15 protein-coding genes are annotated in these 17,680 nt (G+C 37.6%); all 15 read right to left on the reverse strand.

The features are described 5' to 3' along the window. Positions 1–2 precede the first annotated feature (2 nt). A complete protein-coding gene (gene infB / locus H9D55_RS06580; RefSeq protein ID WP_186077931.1) occupies positions 3–2,117 on the reverse strand; it encodes a translation initiation factor IF-2 in 2,115 nt (704 codons plus the stop codon). A gap of 17 nt (positions 2,118–2,134) precedes the next feature. Continuing rightward, a complete protein-coding gene (locus tag H9D55_RS06585) occupies positions 2,135–2,428 on the reverse strand; it encodes a L7Ae/L30e/S12e/Gadd45 family ribosomal protein (protein ID WP_186077933.1) in 294 nt (97 codons plus the stop codon). Then, on the reverse strand, positions 2,425–2,709 hold the full coding sequence (rnpM, locus tag H9D55_RS06590; protein WP_186077935.1) for an RNase P modulator RnpM: 285 nt from the start codon (positions 2,707–2,709) through the stop codon (positions 2,425–2,427). Before rnpM ends, H9D55_RS06585 begins: the two co-directional genes overlap by 4 nt. Positions 2,710–2,722: 13 nt before the next feature. Beyond that, a complete protein-coding gene (nusA, locus tag H9D55_RS06595) occupies positions 2,723–3,802 on the reverse strand; it encodes a transcription termination factor NusA (RefSeq protein WP_377275162.1) in 1,080 nt (359 codons plus the stop codon). 14 nt (positions 3,803–3,816) lie between these two features. Next, positions 3,817–4,284, reverse strand: a complete 468-nt coding sequence (rimP, locus tag H9D55_RS06600) for a ribosome maturation factor RimP (RefSeq protein WP_186077937.1) — start codon at positions 4,282–4,284, stop codon at positions 3,817–3,819. Positions 4,285–4,387: 103 nt separating this feature from the next. Further along, positions 4,388–8,653, reverse strand: a complete 4,266-nt coding sequence (locus tag H9D55_RS06605) for a PolC-type DNA polymerase III (protein ID WP_186077938.1) — start codon at positions 8,651–8,653, stop codon at positions 4,388–4,390. 37 nt (positions 8,654–8,690) lie between these two features. After that, complete coding sequence (locus H9D55_RS06610; RefSeq protein WP_186077939.1) at positions 8,691–10,385, reverse strand: proline--tRNA ligase; 1,695 nt, start codon at positions 10,383–10,385, stop codon at positions 8,691–8,693. 2 nt (positions 10,386–10,387) lie between these two features. Next, positions 10,388–11,683 (reverse strand): RIP metalloprotease RseP, encoded by a 1,296-nt coding sequence (gene rseP, locus H9D55_RS06615; RefSeq protein ID WP_186077940.1) that lies wholly within the window; start codon positions 11,681–11,683, stop codon positions 10,388–10,390. Further along, positions 11,680–12,810 carry a 1-deoxy-D-xylulose-5-phosphate reductoisomerase gene (gene dxr, locus H9D55_RS06620; RefSeq protein WP_186077941.1) on the reverse strand — a complete coding sequence of 377 codons (1,131 nt, stop codon included), beginning with the start codon at positions 12,808–12,810 and terminating at the stop codon, positions 11,680–11,682. Before dxr ends, rseP begins: the two co-directional genes overlap by 4 nt. 10 nt (positions 12,811–12,820) lie before the next feature. Next, positions 12,821–13,606 carry a phosphatidate cytidylyltransferase gene (locus H9D55_RS06625; RefSeq protein WP_186077942.1) on the reverse strand — a complete coding sequence of 262 codons (786 nt, stop codon included), beginning with the start codon at positions 13,604–13,606 and terminating at the stop codon, positions 12,821–12,823. 1 nt (position 13,607) lies between these two features. Further along, complete coding sequence (locus H9D55_RS06630) at positions 13,608–14,330, reverse strand: isoprenyl transferase (RefSeq protein ID WP_186077943.1); 723 nt, start codon at positions 14,328–14,330, stop codon at positions 13,608–13,610. A gap of 126 nt (positions 14,331–14,456) precedes the next feature. Continuing rightward, positions 14,457–15,014: a ribosome recycling factor gene (frr, locus tag H9D55_RS06635; protein WP_186077945.1), complete on the reverse strand. Its 558-nt coding sequence runs from the start codon at positions 15,012–15,014 to the stop codon at positions 14,457–14,459. Positions 15,015–15,026: 12 nt separating this feature from the next. Then, positions 15,027–15,746, reverse strand: a complete 720-nt coding sequence (gene pyrH, locus H9D55_RS06640) for a UMP kinase (protein ID WP_186077947.1) — start codon at positions 15,744–15,746, stop codon at positions 15,027–15,029. Between the two features lie 65 nt (positions 15,747–15,811). Further along, positions 15,812–16,693, reverse strand: coding sequence for a translation elongation factor Ts (tsf, locus tag H9D55_RS06645; RefSeq protein WP_186077949.1), 882 nt, complete (start codon positions 16,691–16,693; stop codon positions 15,812–15,814). A gap of 87 nt (positions 16,694–16,780) precedes the next feature. After that, on the reverse strand, positions 16,781–17,548 hold the full coding sequence (rpsB, locus tag H9D55_RS06650; protein ID WP_186077951.1) for a 30S ribosomal protein S2: 768 nt from the start codon (positions 17,546–17,548) through the stop codon (positions 16,781–16,783). Between the last annotated feature and the right edge of the window lie 132 nt (positions 17,549–17,680).

Below are 17,680 nucleotides of genomic sequence, written 5' to 3' on the forward strand. Positions count from 1 at the left end.
AATTAAACCCTCTCAATCTCAACCATAATAAATGCCTCAATAATGTCGCCTTCTTTAAGGTCATTATAATTTTTTACAGTGATACCACATTCGTATCCTGCAGCAACTTCTTTCACATCATCTTTGAAACGTTTAAGTGCATCAAGTTCGCCTTCGAAAATTACAATGCCGTCACGGATAACGCGGACGCCTGAGTCTCTTGTGATTTTACCATCTAACACGTAAGATCCTGCAATTGTACCAACTTTAGATACTTTGAATGTCTGACGTACTTCAGCATTACCAATAACTTTCTCTTCGTACTCTGGGTCGAGCATACCTTTCATTGCTTGTTCAATTTCTTCAAGTGCTTTGTAGATAACTCTGTGCAGTCGAATATCTACTTTTTCTGAATCTGCAGTACGACGAGCATTTGCATCTGGTCGTACGTTAAATCCGATAATAATCGCGTTTGACGCATTAGCTAACGTTACGTCTGATTCGTTTATTGCACCTACACCAGTGTGGATGATGCGGATGTTTACACCTTCAACATCGATTTTCATAAGTGATGCAGCAAGTGCTTCAACTGTACCTTGTACATCTGCTTTTAAGATTAAGTTTAAGTCTTTTAGTTCGCCTTCTTTAAGGGTTTCGAAGAGATTTTCTAAGCTGACTTTGTTTGTAACCTCTCTGTCACGAAGCACTTTATTTTCAGCACGTTGTTCACCAATTTGTCGTGCTTTCTTGTCATCTTTAAAGACAACAAAACGGTCTCCAGCTTCAGGAATATCATTTAAGCCAGTAACTTCAACTGGTAAACTTGGTCCTGCAGTTTTAATACGTTTACCTAGGTCATTTACCATCGCACGTACTTTACCGTAAGTGTTACCCACTACAAGTGTATCACCTACATTTAATGTACCGTGTTGAACAAGTAAAGTCGCAACTGGTCCACGTGATTTATCGAGTTCTGCTTCAATAACTGTTCCGATTGCTTCACGATCTTCAGTAGTTTTAAGTTCTTGCATCTCACTAACAAGAGTGATCATTTCAAGGAGATCATCGATACCTTCACCTGTTAATGCTGATAGTGGTACGAAGATTGTGTCTCCTCCCCAGTCTTCTGGGAATAGTCCATATTCACCTAGCTCGGTCATTACTCTATCTGGGTTGGCTGTTGGTTTATCCACCTTGTTTACAGCTACAATAATCGGTACTTCTGCTGCTTTAGCATGGTTTAATGCTTCGATTGTTTGTGGCATTACACCGTCATCAGCTGCTACAACTAGCACTGTGATATCTGTTACTTGCGCACCACGTGCACGCATTGTTGTGAATGCTTCGTGTCCTGGTGTATCAAGGAAAGTGATATCTTTGTCGTTCCAATTGATTTGGTAAGCACCGATATGCTGTGTAATTCCACCCGCTTCACCATCAGTTACATTTGCATTTCTGATAGAGTCAAGAAGTGTCGTTTTACCATGATCAACGTGTCCCATGATTGTAACGATACTTGGACGTTCTTCATTTAGAACTGATTCATCAAGTTCAAAGTAAACGTCTAGGTCCGTGTCATCTACAATCACTTCTTGTTCAGCTGTATAGCCGTAGTTATCAGCAACGATCTCTACTGCCTCATTATCTAATGATTGGTTGATATTCGTCATGATACCTAACATGAATAAGTCTTTAACAACTTTAGATGCATCTACGCCAATTTTTTCAGCAAGTTCACCAACAGTAATTCCTTCAACAAACGTGAATACTTTAGGTCCTTCTTCTTTAGCTGGTGCATTTTTATCTTTACCATGGTCTTTTTTCGCATTGTTGTCTTTATTTTGTTTGTTCTTGTCTTGCTTATTGGTTTGTTTCTTATTGTTCTTACCATGAGCTTGATTTTGTTTCTTGTTATTTTTATCTTGCTTCTTGTGTTCAGGTTTCTTACTTTCAGGCTTCTTACTTACTTTTTTAGGCTCTGCCTTCTTAAATTTTTCATCGAGGACTTTAATGTCTTCTTCCTCTAATGATGCCATATGGCTTTTGAAATCTCCGCCATTAGCATTTAATGTGTCGATTACATCTTTACTCTGTAAATCATGAGCTTTCGCGTATTCATGAATTCTCATCTTACTCATTGAAACACGTTCCTTTCCTATAAGAGCTCGAGCATGCGTTTTCTAAATCCACTATCCATTACTCCTATAACTACCCTATTTAATGCCCCGGTAGCCATAGAAAGTTCAATTTTTGTAAACTCTGTCACAAGTGGAATATTTTTACTTTTGCATTTATTTTCGATTCTCTTTTTTGTACTATCTCCTGCGTCACTCGCTAAAAATACGAGTTGAACTTGGTTTTTCTTAATTGCTTCTAAAGTTAATTCTTCACCGTTGGTTACTTTTCTAGCCCGTGTTGCTAAACCAAGCATATTGAGTACTTTACTCATCGCTTTGGAATATCCTCTCGGTAAATTAAACGTATGATTTCGTCATAAACTGGTCCGAGTTTTTCTGAGTCTACTTTTAATTTTGACTCCAAGATTTTTTTCTTGCGCGCATCATTAACTTTTTCTAAATCTTTGACCACATATGCACCGCGTCCATTTTTCTTACCTGTCTCATCTGCAAATACTTCTCCGTCTTTTGTTTTCACAATACGAATCAAGTCTTGTTTTTTAAACATTTCACCAGATAAAATATCTTTTCTCATCGGTATTTTACGCACCATATAGAAACACCTCTTATTCAGTAATTTCTTCTGCGCCTGTGTCCGACTCATCGTCTTTGTTTTCAAAATCAGACTCAGATATGATGTCGATTTTCCAACCAGTAAGTTTAGCAGCTAGTCTCGCGTTTTGCCCGCGTTTACCAATTGCTAATGATAGTTGATGATCCGGTACAATTACAGTTGTTGATTTTTGTTCTTCATTAACATTTACATTAATGACTTCTGAAGGTGAGAGTGCATTTTTCACATAAACTTTAGGGTCTTCATCCCAAAGTACGATATCAATTTTCTCTCCAGAAAGTTCGTCTACAATAGCCTCTACACGCGCGCCACGTGCGCCTACACAAGATCCAACAGCATCAACGTCACTGTTAATAGCGTGTACGGAAATCTTTGAGCGCTCTCCCGCTTCACGCGCAACACTCATAATTTCTACTGTGCCATCATAAATTTCAGGCACTTCTTCTTCGAATAATCTCTTAAGAAGGTTAGGATGTGTTCTAGACACATAAATTTGGGGACCGCGTGTCGTTTGTTCTACTTTGTTTAAGTAAACTTTTATACGATCTCCTGGTTTATATTCCTCACCTGGGATACGCTCTGCTTCAGATAAAACAGCATCTGTCTTACCAAGTGATACGTATACGAAACGGTGGTCAATTCTATCAATTACACCGATAATAAGTTCATCTTCTTTTCCAATGTATTCTTCAAATAGAATTTCACGTTCTGCATCACGAATGCGTTGCATCACTGCTTGTTTCGCTGCTTGAGCACCTACTCTGTTGAAGTCTTCTGGTGTTACATCCTCATCAAACGGGTCACCAATTTCATAAGCTGGGTTGTAAGTACGCGCTGTATGAAGATCGATTTCTTCTCTAGGATCAAGTACCTCCTCTACAACGTCTTTACGAGAAACGACGCGGTAATTACCTGTCTCCATGCTTAGTTCAACGCGGACATTTTTATGATCCACATAGTTTCTTTTGTAAGCAGTAAGTAATGCTGCTTCAATAGCTTCAATCAATACTTCAGTCGGAATATTTTTTTCCTTTTGAATGTACTCAATCGCATTCAATAATTCCTGATTCACTAAACTTCCTCCGTTCATAGTAAAACTGCTTTTCTAATCGTAGCAATTAAACTTCTATCGATATCAACTGTTTTTTCTCGACTTTTATCACGGTACATCACTGTTACCGTGTCTGCATCGAAAGACTTTAATATTCCAGTCCACTCTTTATTACCGTCTATGTTTTGGTAAGTCTTTACATAGATACCATTATCCAGTGTCATTTCTAAATCTTCATCATCCTTGATTGGACGCTCAGCGCCAGGAGATGACACATCTAAGAAATACATTCCGGGAATTAAATCCCATTCATCAAGCTTATCCCCGAGGACCTCACTTGCTCTTACACAGTCATCCAGTGTAATTCCTCCTGGCTTATCTAGATATATTCTTAGAAAATAGTCCGGACCTTCTTTTGCATATTCAACTTCAATGAGTTTGTAGCCGAGTTCACGTACAACGGGTTCAGCATGTTTAAAAATACTTGTTTCTCTACTATTCATGTGTCACTTCACCTCAATCAGAACGTAAGAAAAGAGCGTACTTGCGTGCGCTCTTCTCCCCATTACAGTATTTAATATCAATGATATTATACCATGTATCAATTTAAATGTCGAATATTGAAAGCTGTGCTTTATCTGGTAAATGGTCCAAGCTGCCGAGCTCTGTTAAATACTCTACTACTTTCTGAGATACACCGGCTTTTTTGTTCAGATCTTCTTTAGAGATAAACTTCTCAGTTTCACGCACTTTAGCAATTGTACGTGCAACTCCAGCACCAAGACCCGGTACTGCAACAAACGGTGGAATTAGGCTATCTCCATCGATGATGAAGTTAATTGGATCCGATTTTTCAATGTCGACAGGCTTCATCTTAATATCTCTATGAAGCATTTCGTTTACGACTTCTAATACTACAAGTAAGTCTCTTTCCTTCTTAGATAAGTCATTGTATTCATCTTTCATTTCTTTTACGCGTGCACTCACCGTTGAACGGTCTCTTGTCATAAGGAGTAAGTCGAAGTCAGTTGCGCGAACTGAAAGGTATGTTGCATAGTACTCTTTCGGATAGTGGACTTTATAGTACGCGATTCTAAATGCCATTAATACATATGCTGATGCGTGAGCTTTAGGGAACATGTATTTGATCTTCTTACATGATTCGATATACCAATCTTCTACACCATTTTCTTTCATGATGTCAATCCATTCAGGACGAAGGCCTCGACCCTTACGCACACTCTCCATAATTTGGAAAGCTACTGCTGGTGGAAGTCCTTTATACATTAAGGTCACCATGATGTCATCACGACAACCGATTACGCTTGATAGGTCACAAATTCCTTTTCGAATTAAATCTTGTGCGTTCCCAAGCCATACGTCTGTACCGTGGGACAGCCCTGATATTTGGACGAGTTCACCGAACGTGCTTGGCTTCGTATCTACTAACATTTCACGTACGAAGTTTGTACCGAATTCTGGTACACCATACGTACCTGTTTCTGAGTGAATTTCTTCCCTAGTGACACCTAAAGTTTCTGGTCCTTTAAAAAGGCTCATCGTGCGTTCATCGTTTGTAGGTATTGTTTTTGGATCAAGACCTGTTAAATCTTCAAGCATACGAATCATTGTGGGATCAACGTGTCCTAATATATCAAGCTTCAGGACGTTTTCATCGATTGAATGGAAGTCAAAGTGTGTTGTACGCCACTCTGCTTCAGTATCATCTGCTGGATATTGAATTGGTGTGAAGTCAAACACATCCATGTAGTCTGGAATTACAATGATACCACCCGGGTGTTGTCCTGTTGTTCTTTTAATACCTTCCGCTTCACTCGCAAGACGATCAATTTCAGCCTTACGTTTGACGAGACCATGATCGTTCATATACCCGTTAACATAACCGAATGCCGTTTTATCAGCAAGTGTTGAAATTGTTCCTGCACGATATACGTATTCTTCACCAAAGAGCTCTTTCGTATAAGCATGTGCATGTGCCTGATATTCACCACTGAAGTTCAAGTCAATATCCGGTACTTTGTCTCCCTCGAATCCTAGAAACGTTTCGAACGGAATATCTTGTCCTTCTTTTATAAGTCGAACGTCACATACTTCGCAATTTTTATCTGGTAAGTCATAACCCGAGCTATATTTACCGTCATTAAAGAAATGACTTTCTTTACACTTTGGACAGATATAATGCGGTGGCATTGGATTTACTTCTGTAATCTCCATCATTGTGGCCACCAGTGATGATCCTACTGACCCACGAGAACCAACTAGGTAGCCGTCATTTAGCGACTTCTTAACGAGTTTTTGAGAAATCAGATAAACCACACTAAATCCGTTACCAATGATGCTCTTAAGTTCGAATTCTAAGCGCTCTTTTATTATCTTAGGAAGGTTTTCACCATATAACTTTTTTGCATTAGCATAAGTCATATCTTCGATTTCTTGTTCTGCATTTTCGATTTTTGGCGTATACAGATCTTTCTTGATGACTTCTACATCTTCAATCATATCTGCGATTAGGTTCGTATTTTTTACGACAATTTCAAAGGCTAGTTCTTCACCTAAGAAATCAAAGTCTTTCAACATTTCAGTCGTCGTTCTAAAATGTGCGTCTGGAAGAACCGAACGTGAAAGCGGGTTCCCTGGGTTACCTTTAATAATAATCTCTCTTCTAAGTTTATCTTTAGGATCAAGGTAGTGTACGTTACCTGTCGCTACTACCGGAATACCCAACTCTTTTCCTAGTGCAATCATGTTGTGCACAATTTCTTCATACATGTCATCATCTTTTATCATCTCACGTGCGAAAAGGTTATTGTATAACGATTTTGGGAATATCTCTAAATAATCATAGAAGTGTGCAACATCACGTGCGGCTTCATAGGATTTTTGTAACATTGCACTGAAAACTTCGCCGTTGTCACATGCACTACCGATTAACAACCCTTCGCGATGCGCTTCTAATACACTTCTTCGCACACGTGGTACTTGATAAAAACTATTTGTCAGAGAATCTGAGACAATCTTGAATAAGTTTTTCAATCCTTCTTGAGTCTTAACTAGAATTATTGCGTGATCTGGTAGCCCAAGTTTATATGCATCTTCTCTTGCTAAAGTGTTCAGTTCACTATGTTTCTTAATACCCACTTCTTTTAACTGTTGAAGCATTTTAATAAAGATGTAACCCGTCGCTTCTGCGTCATAGATAGCTCTATGGTGACTGACCAATTCAACGTTATAGTATCTAGAAAGCGCAGCTAAGTTATGTCGTTTTAAATCTTTGTTTAAAACTTTTGTTATCTCTAGAGTATCAATCACTCCATTTATAGATGGCCCAAATCCAAGCTTTTCATACGCTGTGTCGATAAAGCCCATATCAAATGTTGCGTTATGCGCAACAAAAATTGCGTCACCAACCCATTCTTTAAATTCAGGGATCACATCTTTAAACTCTGGTGCATCAACGAGCATTCCATCTGTGATACCTGTTAAGTTTTTAATCACTTCTGATAATGGCTCATGTGGATTGATGAAACTCTCAAACTTATCGACAATTTCACCATTTTGAACTTTCACTGCTGCGAGCTCAATAATTTTATCGAATCGACTCGATAAACCTGTAGTCTCAACGTCAAACACGACAAAAGTGCTGTCTTCAAATAAGACATCTTTCTCTTTAAATGCCAGGCGTGCACCATCGTTAACAAGGTTTGCTTCCATACCAAAGATAACGTTGATGTCTTTTCCTTTCGCATAGTTATACGCTTCTGGGAATGCTTGAACGTTATTGTGGTCTGTGATTGCGATACTCGTATGACCATATTCTTCTGCACGGTCAATGAATTCTTGAACTTTCGTTACGCCGTCCATCGCACTCATCATTGTATGAAGATGTAGTTCAACACGCTTGCTTTCACTGCTGTCCGTGTGTTTTGGTTTGTCGATTAGCGTCAATGCACGCAAGTTTAATACGAGGTCACGAGCAAATTCATCATATTCCACGTTACCCTCAATGATGACCCAGTCACCTTTAGATAGTGCTTCGAATACATCTTCCTCACCATTACGTCCGAACTTCTTCACTTGAATCGAGTCAGTATAATCCGTAACTTTCATGTTAAGTATTTTCTTACCCGTTCTCGTTGTGATGACATCTTTAGAGAATATTACGCCTTCCACTTTTACGTTAAATTCTTCTTCAATGACATTTTCAAGTGGCCGTACACCATCAAAGTTTAGGTGCTTGCCAATCTGTTTAACAACTGGGGTATCCTCTACCTCATACTTTTCACTTTGTGCCTTCTGGAACTCTTCTAAAAATTTGATGCGTTCTTCTTCTAAACGCTCATCCATTGAATTTTCTTTTTCTTGTTGAACTGCGATATCAACTATAGATTCAATCGTCTTAATGTTAATGCCAAGATTTGTATATTGTCTGAGCAAATTAGCCTTGATGTTTTTATCAAAATAATCCTTTAAAATATCATTGTTAAAAATAAATCTGAGTACATCATCCTGATATGTTTTTCTTGTATTCAGAACTTGGCGTAAGAAGTTTGGGCTCACGTTAATACCTTCTAAGCAAGATTCCAAATACTGATAAACATCGTTATCATTGTAGTCGTCAGTCGTTACAATGAGTTCTACATTCGCAATCATACTAAAAGTCTCATGAATGTTTACTTTTAATTGTTGATAAATTGGATATGAAATAAGAGTCTCAAAATGAATGTGTAGTTGCCACTCACGATTATTATCATCTACAACGACACGTTTTAATTGACCTGTATTGAGCGCGTTATCAGTACTCTCCATATTTAATTGAGTTAAAAGCACTTTAAATTGCTCTTTTGTATTCACAAGTCCCACTCCTAAATAAACGCGTAAATCATGTGATTTACGCGTTGTAGTTTTCTTCAATGAAGCTGTTTAATTCTTCTAGTTTAATTTCATGTTTTTCTTCACTATTTCTGAACTTCACTTCTACTATACCGTCAGATGCGCCACGTCCAACAACTACTCTAACTGGTATGCCAATTAAGTCAGAGTCAGCAAATTTAACGCCTGCGCGTTCATCTCTGTCATCGTAAAGCACTTTGTATGACTTCTCAAGCTCTGTATAAAGTGATTCAGCAACTTCTACGATTTCATCTTTTTTGCTATTCATCGAGATGATATGAATATCGAATGGTGTGACAGATTTAGGCCAGATAATTCCGTTTTCATCATGGTATTTCTCAATAATTGCTGAAAGCGTGCGTGAAATACCAATACCGTAACAACCCATTAATACTGGGGTCGAACGTCCATTTTTATCTAGTACAGTCAGCCCCATTGTTTCAGAGTATGTTGTACCTAGTTCGAACACTTGTCCTACTTCGATACCTTCTCTAAACTTCACTGGTCCGCTACCATCAGGTGCCACTTCACCTTCAGTAATAAATCTAAAGTCACCAGTTCCTTCTACAGGAAAGTCTGATTCATTAACGTTCTTATAGTGATATCCGTCGATGTTTGCTCCTACTGGATAGTTTCTCATCGCTTCGATTTGGTAGTCGATATACACTTTAACTGGTGAGTTTATAGGTCCTAGAGATCCTGGATGTGCATTAAATATTTCTAGTATTTCTTCTTCCTCAGCAAATTCAACGTCATTTTGAGCGTCGAAATACTTTTTAACTTTAATGTCGTTTAGTTCATGGTCACCACGGATTACAATCATAACGAGTTCTCCGTCGATTTTCACAACCATAGTTTTCGTCGTTTCTTTTAGGTCGATACCGATTAGATCAGCTAACGCTTGACATGATGCAACACCCGGTGTTTCAATTTTCTCAACTTCTTTTTTCTCTACAGTACTAAACTCTGTAGGTTTTAAACACTCAGCTTTTTCAATGTTAGCCGCATAGTCACTATTTTCTGTGTACGCTATAGTGTCTTCACCGATTTCTGATAAAGCCATGAACTCATGTGTGTGTGAACCACCGATAGCTCCACTGTCCGCTTCAACCGCTCTGAAATCCAGTCCTACTCTCGTGAAGATGTTTGTATATGCTTGATACATATCTTGATACGTTTTTCTAAGTGATTCTTCATCAACGTGGAAAGAATATGCATCTTTCATTATGAACTCTCGCCCACGTAATAGTCCAAATCTCGGTCTAAGTTCATCTCTGAACTTTGTTTGAATTTGATATAGAGTTAGAGGTAATTTCTTATAGCTCTTTAACTCGTCACGAACAAGTGAAACTATTACTTCTTCATGGGTTGGTCCTAGAGCAAAATCACGGTCATGACGGTCCTTCATTCTCATTAATTCACTACCGTATTTTTCCCACCTGCCAGACTCTTCCCATAATTCTTTAGGGTGCATTACTGGCATTAGAACTTCTGCTCCTCCAATTGCACTCATTTCTTCTCTAACGATTTGTTCGATATTATTTAAAACTAATTTTGTGATAGGCAGATATGTATATATCCCAGCAGCAAGCTGTTTAATCATTCCTGATCGTAACATCAATCTATGGCTTAAGCTCTCTGCACTAGATGGTACTTCTCTTTGTGTTGGTATAAACATTTGTGTTTGACGCATTTTTATCCCCCTATAATGAATGTTTTAATATCATTCCAAGTTACTAATATCATAATTAAAATAACAAATAATACTCCAATTATTTGGATATTGATTTCAACTTTTCTATTAACTGGTTTTCTGAAAATCATTTCGTATAATGCGAATAGAATTCGTCCACCGTCTAATGCTGGAATTGGTAATAAGTTTACTATACCTAAGTTAACACTAAGCATCGCTGTTAAGAACGTTAGTTCGATGAGACCTTGTGCTGCTACAGTCTCTGTTACTTTATAAATTCCAACTGGTCCATTTAACATATCAAAACTAAATGTTCCGTTAAAAATAGAACCAATCATCTGTACTAATAATTTAAAAATCTTCGTTCCGTTATCATAAGTATCCTCGAGACCCCAGAGAATCGGAGCAAATGTCCCCTTATCTCTGACAGGCATTACACCGATGATGAGACGTTCATGGACATTTCCATCTGGAGTTTCCATTCTATCTACTGCCGGTTTTAAATCGATATTTTCATTTATACCATCGCGTTCAACCTGAAGGTTAAGTGTCTCTCCACCTTCACCGTGCTTTTGGATTAAGACAGTCATATCCGTCCAATCTTTCACAGCCTCATCATTGATTTTAACAATTTTGTCGTTGCTCATAAGTCCCGAAATTTCAGCAGGCGATTCGCTTTGTACTTCACCTATAATTGGCTCAGTACTTGGTCTACCCAGTGCATAAGCGAGCACGATGAAAAGAACTGCTGCTAATAGAAAGTTAAATAACGGCCCCGCAAAAAGTGTCATGAACTTAGCAAACGGCCCTTTAGTTTCAAAGCGTTCATCACGTCTAGGAATTCTTTCTAACTCGGAATTCTCTACATAGTAAGACGTCTCTGCAAGTTTATAAGTTATGACTTCGTTATCACTATAACGATTAGCTACAAGAATCATTTTTTTCATGAAGTCATTTTCAATCACTTCAACTTTTTCGACATTCGTGAAGTTGTGTTTATCATCCAATAGAACGTGAGTGATTTCATTTTGTTGATTTAGACGAATACCGATACTCATTCCGGGTTTTAACGGGTTAACCTCCATGTCGGCACTCGACATTCTGACATATCCACCAACTGGTAATAGTCGTATAGTATAGAGTGTATCCTTATATTTATATGAAAATATTTTTGGTCCCATACCAATCGCAAATTCTGGACAGTAAATACCTGCACGCTTCGCAAATATTAAGTGCCCAAGTTCATGGACTGTAACAAGTACACCAAAAACGACGATAAATGCTAAAATACCTGTCACTCGTTTACCTCCGCTCTTTTGTATAGAGCATCATAATATAGGATTGTGTCTAAGTCTGGATCCTGCACTACTTTGTGCTGGTTCATTCTACTTTCCACAATCTCTTCTATTTCTAAAAACTCTATCTTTCCTTTTAAAAACTCTGCAACAGCAAATTCATTTGCTGCATTCATAATTGCAGGCATTGTCCCACCAATTTCTAATGCGTCGTATGCAAATTTTAACATCTTAAAACGCTCGAAATCCATTGGTTTGAAGTTCAGTGTGCTGATCGTGTCAAAGTCTAATGGATTATTTTTCCAATAACGTTTAGGATAGCTAAACGCATATTGAATTGCCGTTCTCATATCAGAGTTGCCAATTTGAGCCATCATACTGTTATCTACAAATTCTACCATGGAATGTATGATACTTTCACGGTGTAAAAGTGTCTTTATCTGAGGGACTTCTAATGCAAATAGATGCTTTGCTTCGATGACTTCAAGTCCTTTGTTCATCATCGTTGCACTATCTATCGTAATCTTTTGTCCCATAGACCAGTTTGGATGGTTCAATGCATCTTTTAACGTGACTGTTGTTAGCTCATCACGTGTTAAATCTCTGAAACTACCCCCACTTGCTGTAATAATGATGTTCTTGACTTCTGAGAGATGTTCACCATTTAAACACTGATAAATTGCCGAGTGCTCAGAATCTACAGGAATAATTTTAACATTATGCTTTTTTGCTTTTTGCATCACAAGACTACCTGCAGCAACAAGTGTCTCTTTATTCGCAAGGGCGATATCAACACCATTTTCAATCGCTTTTAATGTTGGTACAAGTCCCACACTTCCCATTACTGCTGTCAGAAGTAAATCACTTCTGTATGTAGCAACATCTATAAGTCCTTTGTCACCATAAGTGAATTCAATTTTTGGATATTTTTGTTTTAATCTATTGTAATCCGCTTCATTCATAACCGATACAAGCGGTGGATTAAATTCATATAGCAATTCTTCTAGGAACTCAATATTTCTTCCTACAGAAATTGCGCCTAACTGAAATTTATCTTTATGTGTTCTTAAGACATCAATTGCTTGAGTACCTATAGAACCTGAAACCCCAAGTATAGATATGATTTTCATAATTAGTCTCCTATTGGATAATTGGTAAAATATTCATGAGGGGTAGAACAAAAATAAAACTATCGAAACGGTCTAGTATACCCCCATGACCTGGCAAAAGTGTTCCTGAATCTTTCACATCAAAATGACGTTTCAGAGCAGATTCAACAAGGTCACCCATTTGACCAAATATACTTAGCACTACTGTATAAAGCGCAAGTGGAATAATCCCAATATCAAGGTAGTTCATTGATGAGAAGATAATAGCGAGTGCAACTGCACAAAGTGTCCCTCCTACTGAACCTTCGATCGTTTTATTCGGACTAATTCTCGGCCATAATTTGTTTTTTCCAAGAGCACGTCCAAATAGATATGCTCCAGTGTCAGTAACCCAAACAATGAGAAGTCCATAAATTAGATAGATAAATCCAGCATTTCTCGTTTCGTAAGCATACATAAAGCCAATGCCAATGTATGCAACAGCAAGTACACAGAAGCCCATATCCACAAAGCTAAATCTATTGTTAGAAATTACAGTGAATGACAACATGATCAATGAAATACTAATAAGTAATTCAATCTGGTGCCCATGTAAAAGCGGTAAATAACGATCGTTAGGACTGAGTACAAAGAATAGAGCAATCATGGATAAAATCCCAGGCATGCTGAATATATGTATTCGGTTCATTTTCAATATTTCATATAGAGCGATATAAGCTAATGCATAAACTGCAATTAAAAATGTTAATCCTCCATAAATTACAACAGGCAGGGCAATCAGCAATGCGATTACGGCAGTAATTGTCCTTGTCTTCATGCTATTCCTCCTTTAACCCGCCAAAACGTCTCTCTCGATTTTGATATTGAGATAAAATTTCTTCAAAATTTTGAGGTGTAAATTCTGGCCAACTTTCTTTTACAAAAAACAGTTCACTATACGAAATTTGCCAAAGTAAAAAGTTACTAATACGATATTCTCCACTTGTTCTGATCAAGATTTCTGGATCCGGGACACGCTTAGTGAAAAGATGCTCACTAAACAATTTATTATCGATATCATCGACAACGATTTCACCGTTTTTAACTGAATTAGAGATCGATTTCACAGCATGAATGATTTCGTCACGTGAACCGTAGTTCAGTGCAAAAATTAGTTCCATTCCCGTGTTATTTTCTGTGTCATTGACTGCTTTTGCTACAGATTTTTGTGTATGTTTTGGTAATCCTTCAAAATTACCAATAGTTTTAATTTTAATATTTTTTTCTTTTAATTCTGGTAAAAACTTACCTAAGAAATTACCTGGAAGTTTCATTAAAAAAGACACTTCTTTAGAGGGTCTCGTCCAGTTTTCGGTAGAAAAAGCAAATAGTGTTAAATATTTTACTCCACACTCATTTGCCGTGAGAGCAATGCGTCTCACGTTTTCCATGCCTTCTTGGTGTCCTTTAACGCGTGGTAATCCAAGACGCTTAGCATATCTACCATTCCCATCCATAATGATGGCTACATGTTTCGGTAAATTCTCCATTAAAGTGTCCATTCAGTGTAGCCCCTTTTATAAAATAATATGCATGTATTTTTTAAGCATAGATATTATATAATTTTATCATAAAAACATACAAAAAAATACAGGTACCCTAGTTACCTGTATTCTTTAAACCTTAAATTAAACAGCCATGATGTCTTTTTCTTTGTTATCGCAAACTGTATCTATTTCGGCAGTGTACTTATTTGTTAAATCCTGTACTTGTGTTTCTAAAGTACGCAATTCGTCTTCACTGATTTCTGAATCTTTTTCTTGTTTCTTGAGTGCATCATTTGCGTCACGTCGAATGTTACGAATTGCAACTTTCGCTTGCTCACCTTCAGCACGTGCTTCTTTAGAGAGGTCTCTTCGACGCTCTTCTGTAAGCTGTGGAATTGTGATACGAATCATCGTACCGTCACTTGTTGGATTTACACCTAAGTCAGCGACTTGAATTGCTTTTAAAACATCCTCTACTGAGCTTTTGTCATAAGGTGTTACAGTTAACATACGAGCTTCTGGTACTTGGATGTTCGCAAGTTGGTTTAGTGGCGTGTCTGCACCGTAATAGTTTACAGTTATGCGGTCTAAAAGACTTGCATTGGCAGTACCCGTACGGATGCCAGCAAGTTGTCTCTCTAATGCATTAATAGATTGTTTCATCTTGTCTTCTGCATTTTTTAAAACTTCGTTAGCCATTTTGTTCCCTCTTTACTTTGTAATTGTAGTCCCAATATTTTCGCCTGTTACAGCGCGTTTAATGTTACCATCTTCTGATATAGAAAATACCACAAGTGGAATAGAGTTGTCCATACAAAAGGATGTTGCAGTTGCGTCCATTACTTGTAAGTTCTTCTGTAATACTTCGATATATGAAAGTGTATCGAATTTTTTAGCGTTAGAATCGAGTTTTGGATCCGCAGAATAAACACCATCTACATTGTTTTTACCCATAAGAATTACGTCTGCACCAATCTCAGCTGCTCTTAGTGCTGCTGTTGTATCAGTAGAAAAATATGGGTTGCCGATACCTGCAGCAAAGATAACTACTCTGCCTTTCTCGAGATGACGGATTGCTCTTCTACGAATATATGGCTCTGCAATTTGCTTCATTTCAATTGATGTTAATACTCTAGTATCTAATCCGAGTTGCTCTAAGCTATCTTGTAATGCTAGAGAGTTCATAACAGTTGCGAGCATACCAATATAGTCCGCAGTACCACGTTCCATACCTAAGTCGCTTCCTGTCTTACCTCTCCAGATGTTACCACCACCGACAATAACAGCTATTTCTACGCCAAGATCACGTGCTTCAGAAATTTCCTTTGCTACATTTTTAATGATGTCCGGCTTAATACCAAAACCCTCGCCACCAGCTAAGGCTTCACCACTCAACTTTAAAACAATGCGTTTATATTTAGAAGTTTTCATTTTCTTCATCCTTTAATATGTTTTCAGCTATATAGAGAAAAAAGACACCGAAGTGTCTTTTTATATTATTGGCCCATTTGACCGAATACTTCTTCAGCGAAATCTTCATTACGTTTTTCTAGACCTTCACCAAGTCCATAACGTACGAATGTTTTAAGAGTAGCGCCATGTCCTTTAAGGAATTGTTCGACAGTTTTGTCACTGTCTTTAACGAATGGTTGGCTAGTGATTACGATTTCTTCTAAGTATTTACGCATTCTACCTTCGACCATTTTGTCAACGATATTTTCAGGTTTACCTTCGTTAAGTGCTTGGTTACGTAATACTTCTCTTTCTTGATCTAATTCATCTTGTGATACTTCATCAGCTGAAGCATATTTAGGATTTAAAGCAGCCGCGTGCATAGCAACATCTTTAGCTACTTCTTCGTCTGTTGTACCTTCAACAACAGTTAACACACCGATAGTACCACCCATGTGTTTATATTCACCGAATGCATCGTTGTCTGTTTTAGATTCAACTTGGAAACGACGGATGTTCATATTCTCACCAATTGTTGCAATTGCTGATTTCATTAACTCATCTACAGATTGTCCATCGATTTCTGATTTATTTAATGCATCAAGGTCAGCAGGTTTAGTTGCAACGATATGATTAGCGATTTTTTTAACTAAGCTTTGGAATTGTTCGTTACGTGCAACGAAGTCAGTTTCAGCGTTAACTTCAACGATTGCAGCATCGTTACCATTAATTGCAATTTCTACTAAACCTTCGGTAGCAATTCTATCTGCTTTTTTACCAGCAGAAGCAATACCTTGCTCACGTAGATAGTCGATTGCAGCATCGATATCTCCCTCAGTAGCTTGTAGCGCTTTTTTACAATCCATCATACCTGCGCCTGTTTTGTCACGTAATTCTTTTACTAATTTAGCTGTAATTTGAGCCATTATGAATTCCTCCACAATAATAATTTTTATCTATATTTTCAAAAAAAGGTGATAAGAAACGAGTTACTTATCACCATGTTGTTTATATTACTCTTCAGTTGATGCTACTTCTTCAATAGTTTCTTCTTCAGTTAAATCAATATTTTGCTCTTCAGCAACTTCTTGGTCAGATACACCTTTTTGTGCTTCTAAAACTGCGTCAGCCATTTTTGAAGTCATAAGACGTACCGCACGAATTGCATCGTCATTTGAAGGAATTACATAATCAACTTCATCCGGATCGCAGTTCGTGTCTACCATTGCTACAACAGGAATATTTAATTTTTTAGCTTCGTTAATAGCGTTTCTTTCTTTACGTGGATCAACGATGAAGATTGCTTTTGGCATTTCCTTCATGTTGCGGATACCACCTAAGAATTTGATTAAGCGGTCGTATTCTTTACGAATTTCAACTACTTCTTTTTTAGGAAGTACTTCAAATACACCATCTGCTTCCATTTTTTCGATTTCGTCGATTCTCTTAATACGTCCTTTGATAGTATTGTAGTTAGTTAAAATACCACCTAACCATCTTTCATTAACGTATAATTGACCAGCACGTTCAGCTTCTTCTTTAATCGCTTCTTGTGCTTGTTTTTTTGTACCTACGAATAAGACTTGTCCGCCTTCTTCTGCGATACCTTTAATAAAATCGTAAGCTTCTCCAACTTTTTTAACAGTTTGTTGAAGATCGATGATGTAGATACCGTTACGCTCAGTGAAGATATATTTCTTCATTTTTGGGTTCCAACGGCGTGTTTGGTGTCCGAAATGTACACCCGCTTCTAGTAATTGTTTCATGCTAATTACTGACATTTTGTTTCCTCCTTGGTTTTTACCTCCGATATAGCGATGTCTACCACCTGAATAGGCACCGATAAACAGCTTGCTAAATCGTGTGTAATTTGGCTTTCAAGCCATTAAATATATTATCATACAATAAACGTA

This window comes from Phocicoccus pinnipedialis (genome assembly GCF_903994035.1).
GTDB classification, from domain to species: Bacteria; Bacillota; Bacilli; order Staphylococcales; family Salinicoccaceae; genus Phocicoccus; species Phocicoccus pinnipedialis.

Excerpts from the sequence above, each read along its gene's own strand:
- infB (WP_186077931.1), bottom strand. The coding sequence starts at position 2,117 with ATGAGTAAGATGAGAATTCATGAATACGCGAAAGCTCATGATTTACAG.
- H9D55_RS06585 (WP_186077933.1), bottom strand. The coding sequence starts at position 2,428 with ATGAGTAAAGTACTCAATATGCTTGGTTTAGCAACACGGGCTAGAAAA.
- rnpM (WP_186077935.1), bottom strand. The coding sequence starts at position 2,709 with ATGGTGCGTAAAATACCGATGAGAAAAGATATTTTATCTGGTGAAATG.
- rimP (WP_186077937.1), bottom strand. The coding sequence starts at position 4,284 with ATGAATAGTAGAGAAACAAGTATTTTTAAACATGCTGAACCCGTTGTA.
- H9D55_RS06610 (WP_186077939.1), bottom strand. The coding sequence starts at position 10,385 with ATGCGTCAAACACAAATGTTTATACCAACACAAAGAGAAGTACCATCT.
- dxr (WP_186077941.1), bottom strand. The coding sequence starts at position 12,810 with ATGAAAATCATATCTATACTTGGGGTTTCAGGTTCTATAGGTACTCAA.
- H9D55_RS06625 (WP_186077942.1), bottom strand. The coding sequence starts at position 13,606 with ATGAAGACAAGGACAATTACTGCCGTAATCGCATTGCTGATTGCCCTG.
- H9D55_RS06630 (WP_186077943.1), bottom strand. The coding sequence starts at position 14,330 with ATGGACACTTTAATGGAGAATTTACCGAAACATGTAGCCATCATTATG.
- frr (WP_186077945.1), bottom strand. The coding sequence starts at position 15,014 with ATGGCTAACGAAGTTTTAAAAAATGCAGAAGACAAGATGAAACAATCT.
- pyrH (WP_186077947.1), bottom strand. The coding sequence starts at position 15,746 with ATGAAAACTTCTAAATATAAACGCATTGTTTTAAAGTTGAGTGGTGAA.
- tsf (WP_186077949.1), bottom strand. The coding sequence starts at position 16,693 with ATGGCTCAAATTACAGCTAAATTAGTAAAAGAATTACGTGACAAAACA.
- rpsB (WP_186077951.1), bottom strand. The coding sequence starts at position 17,548 with ATGTCAGTAATTAGCATGAAACAATTACTAGAAGCGGGTGTACATTTC.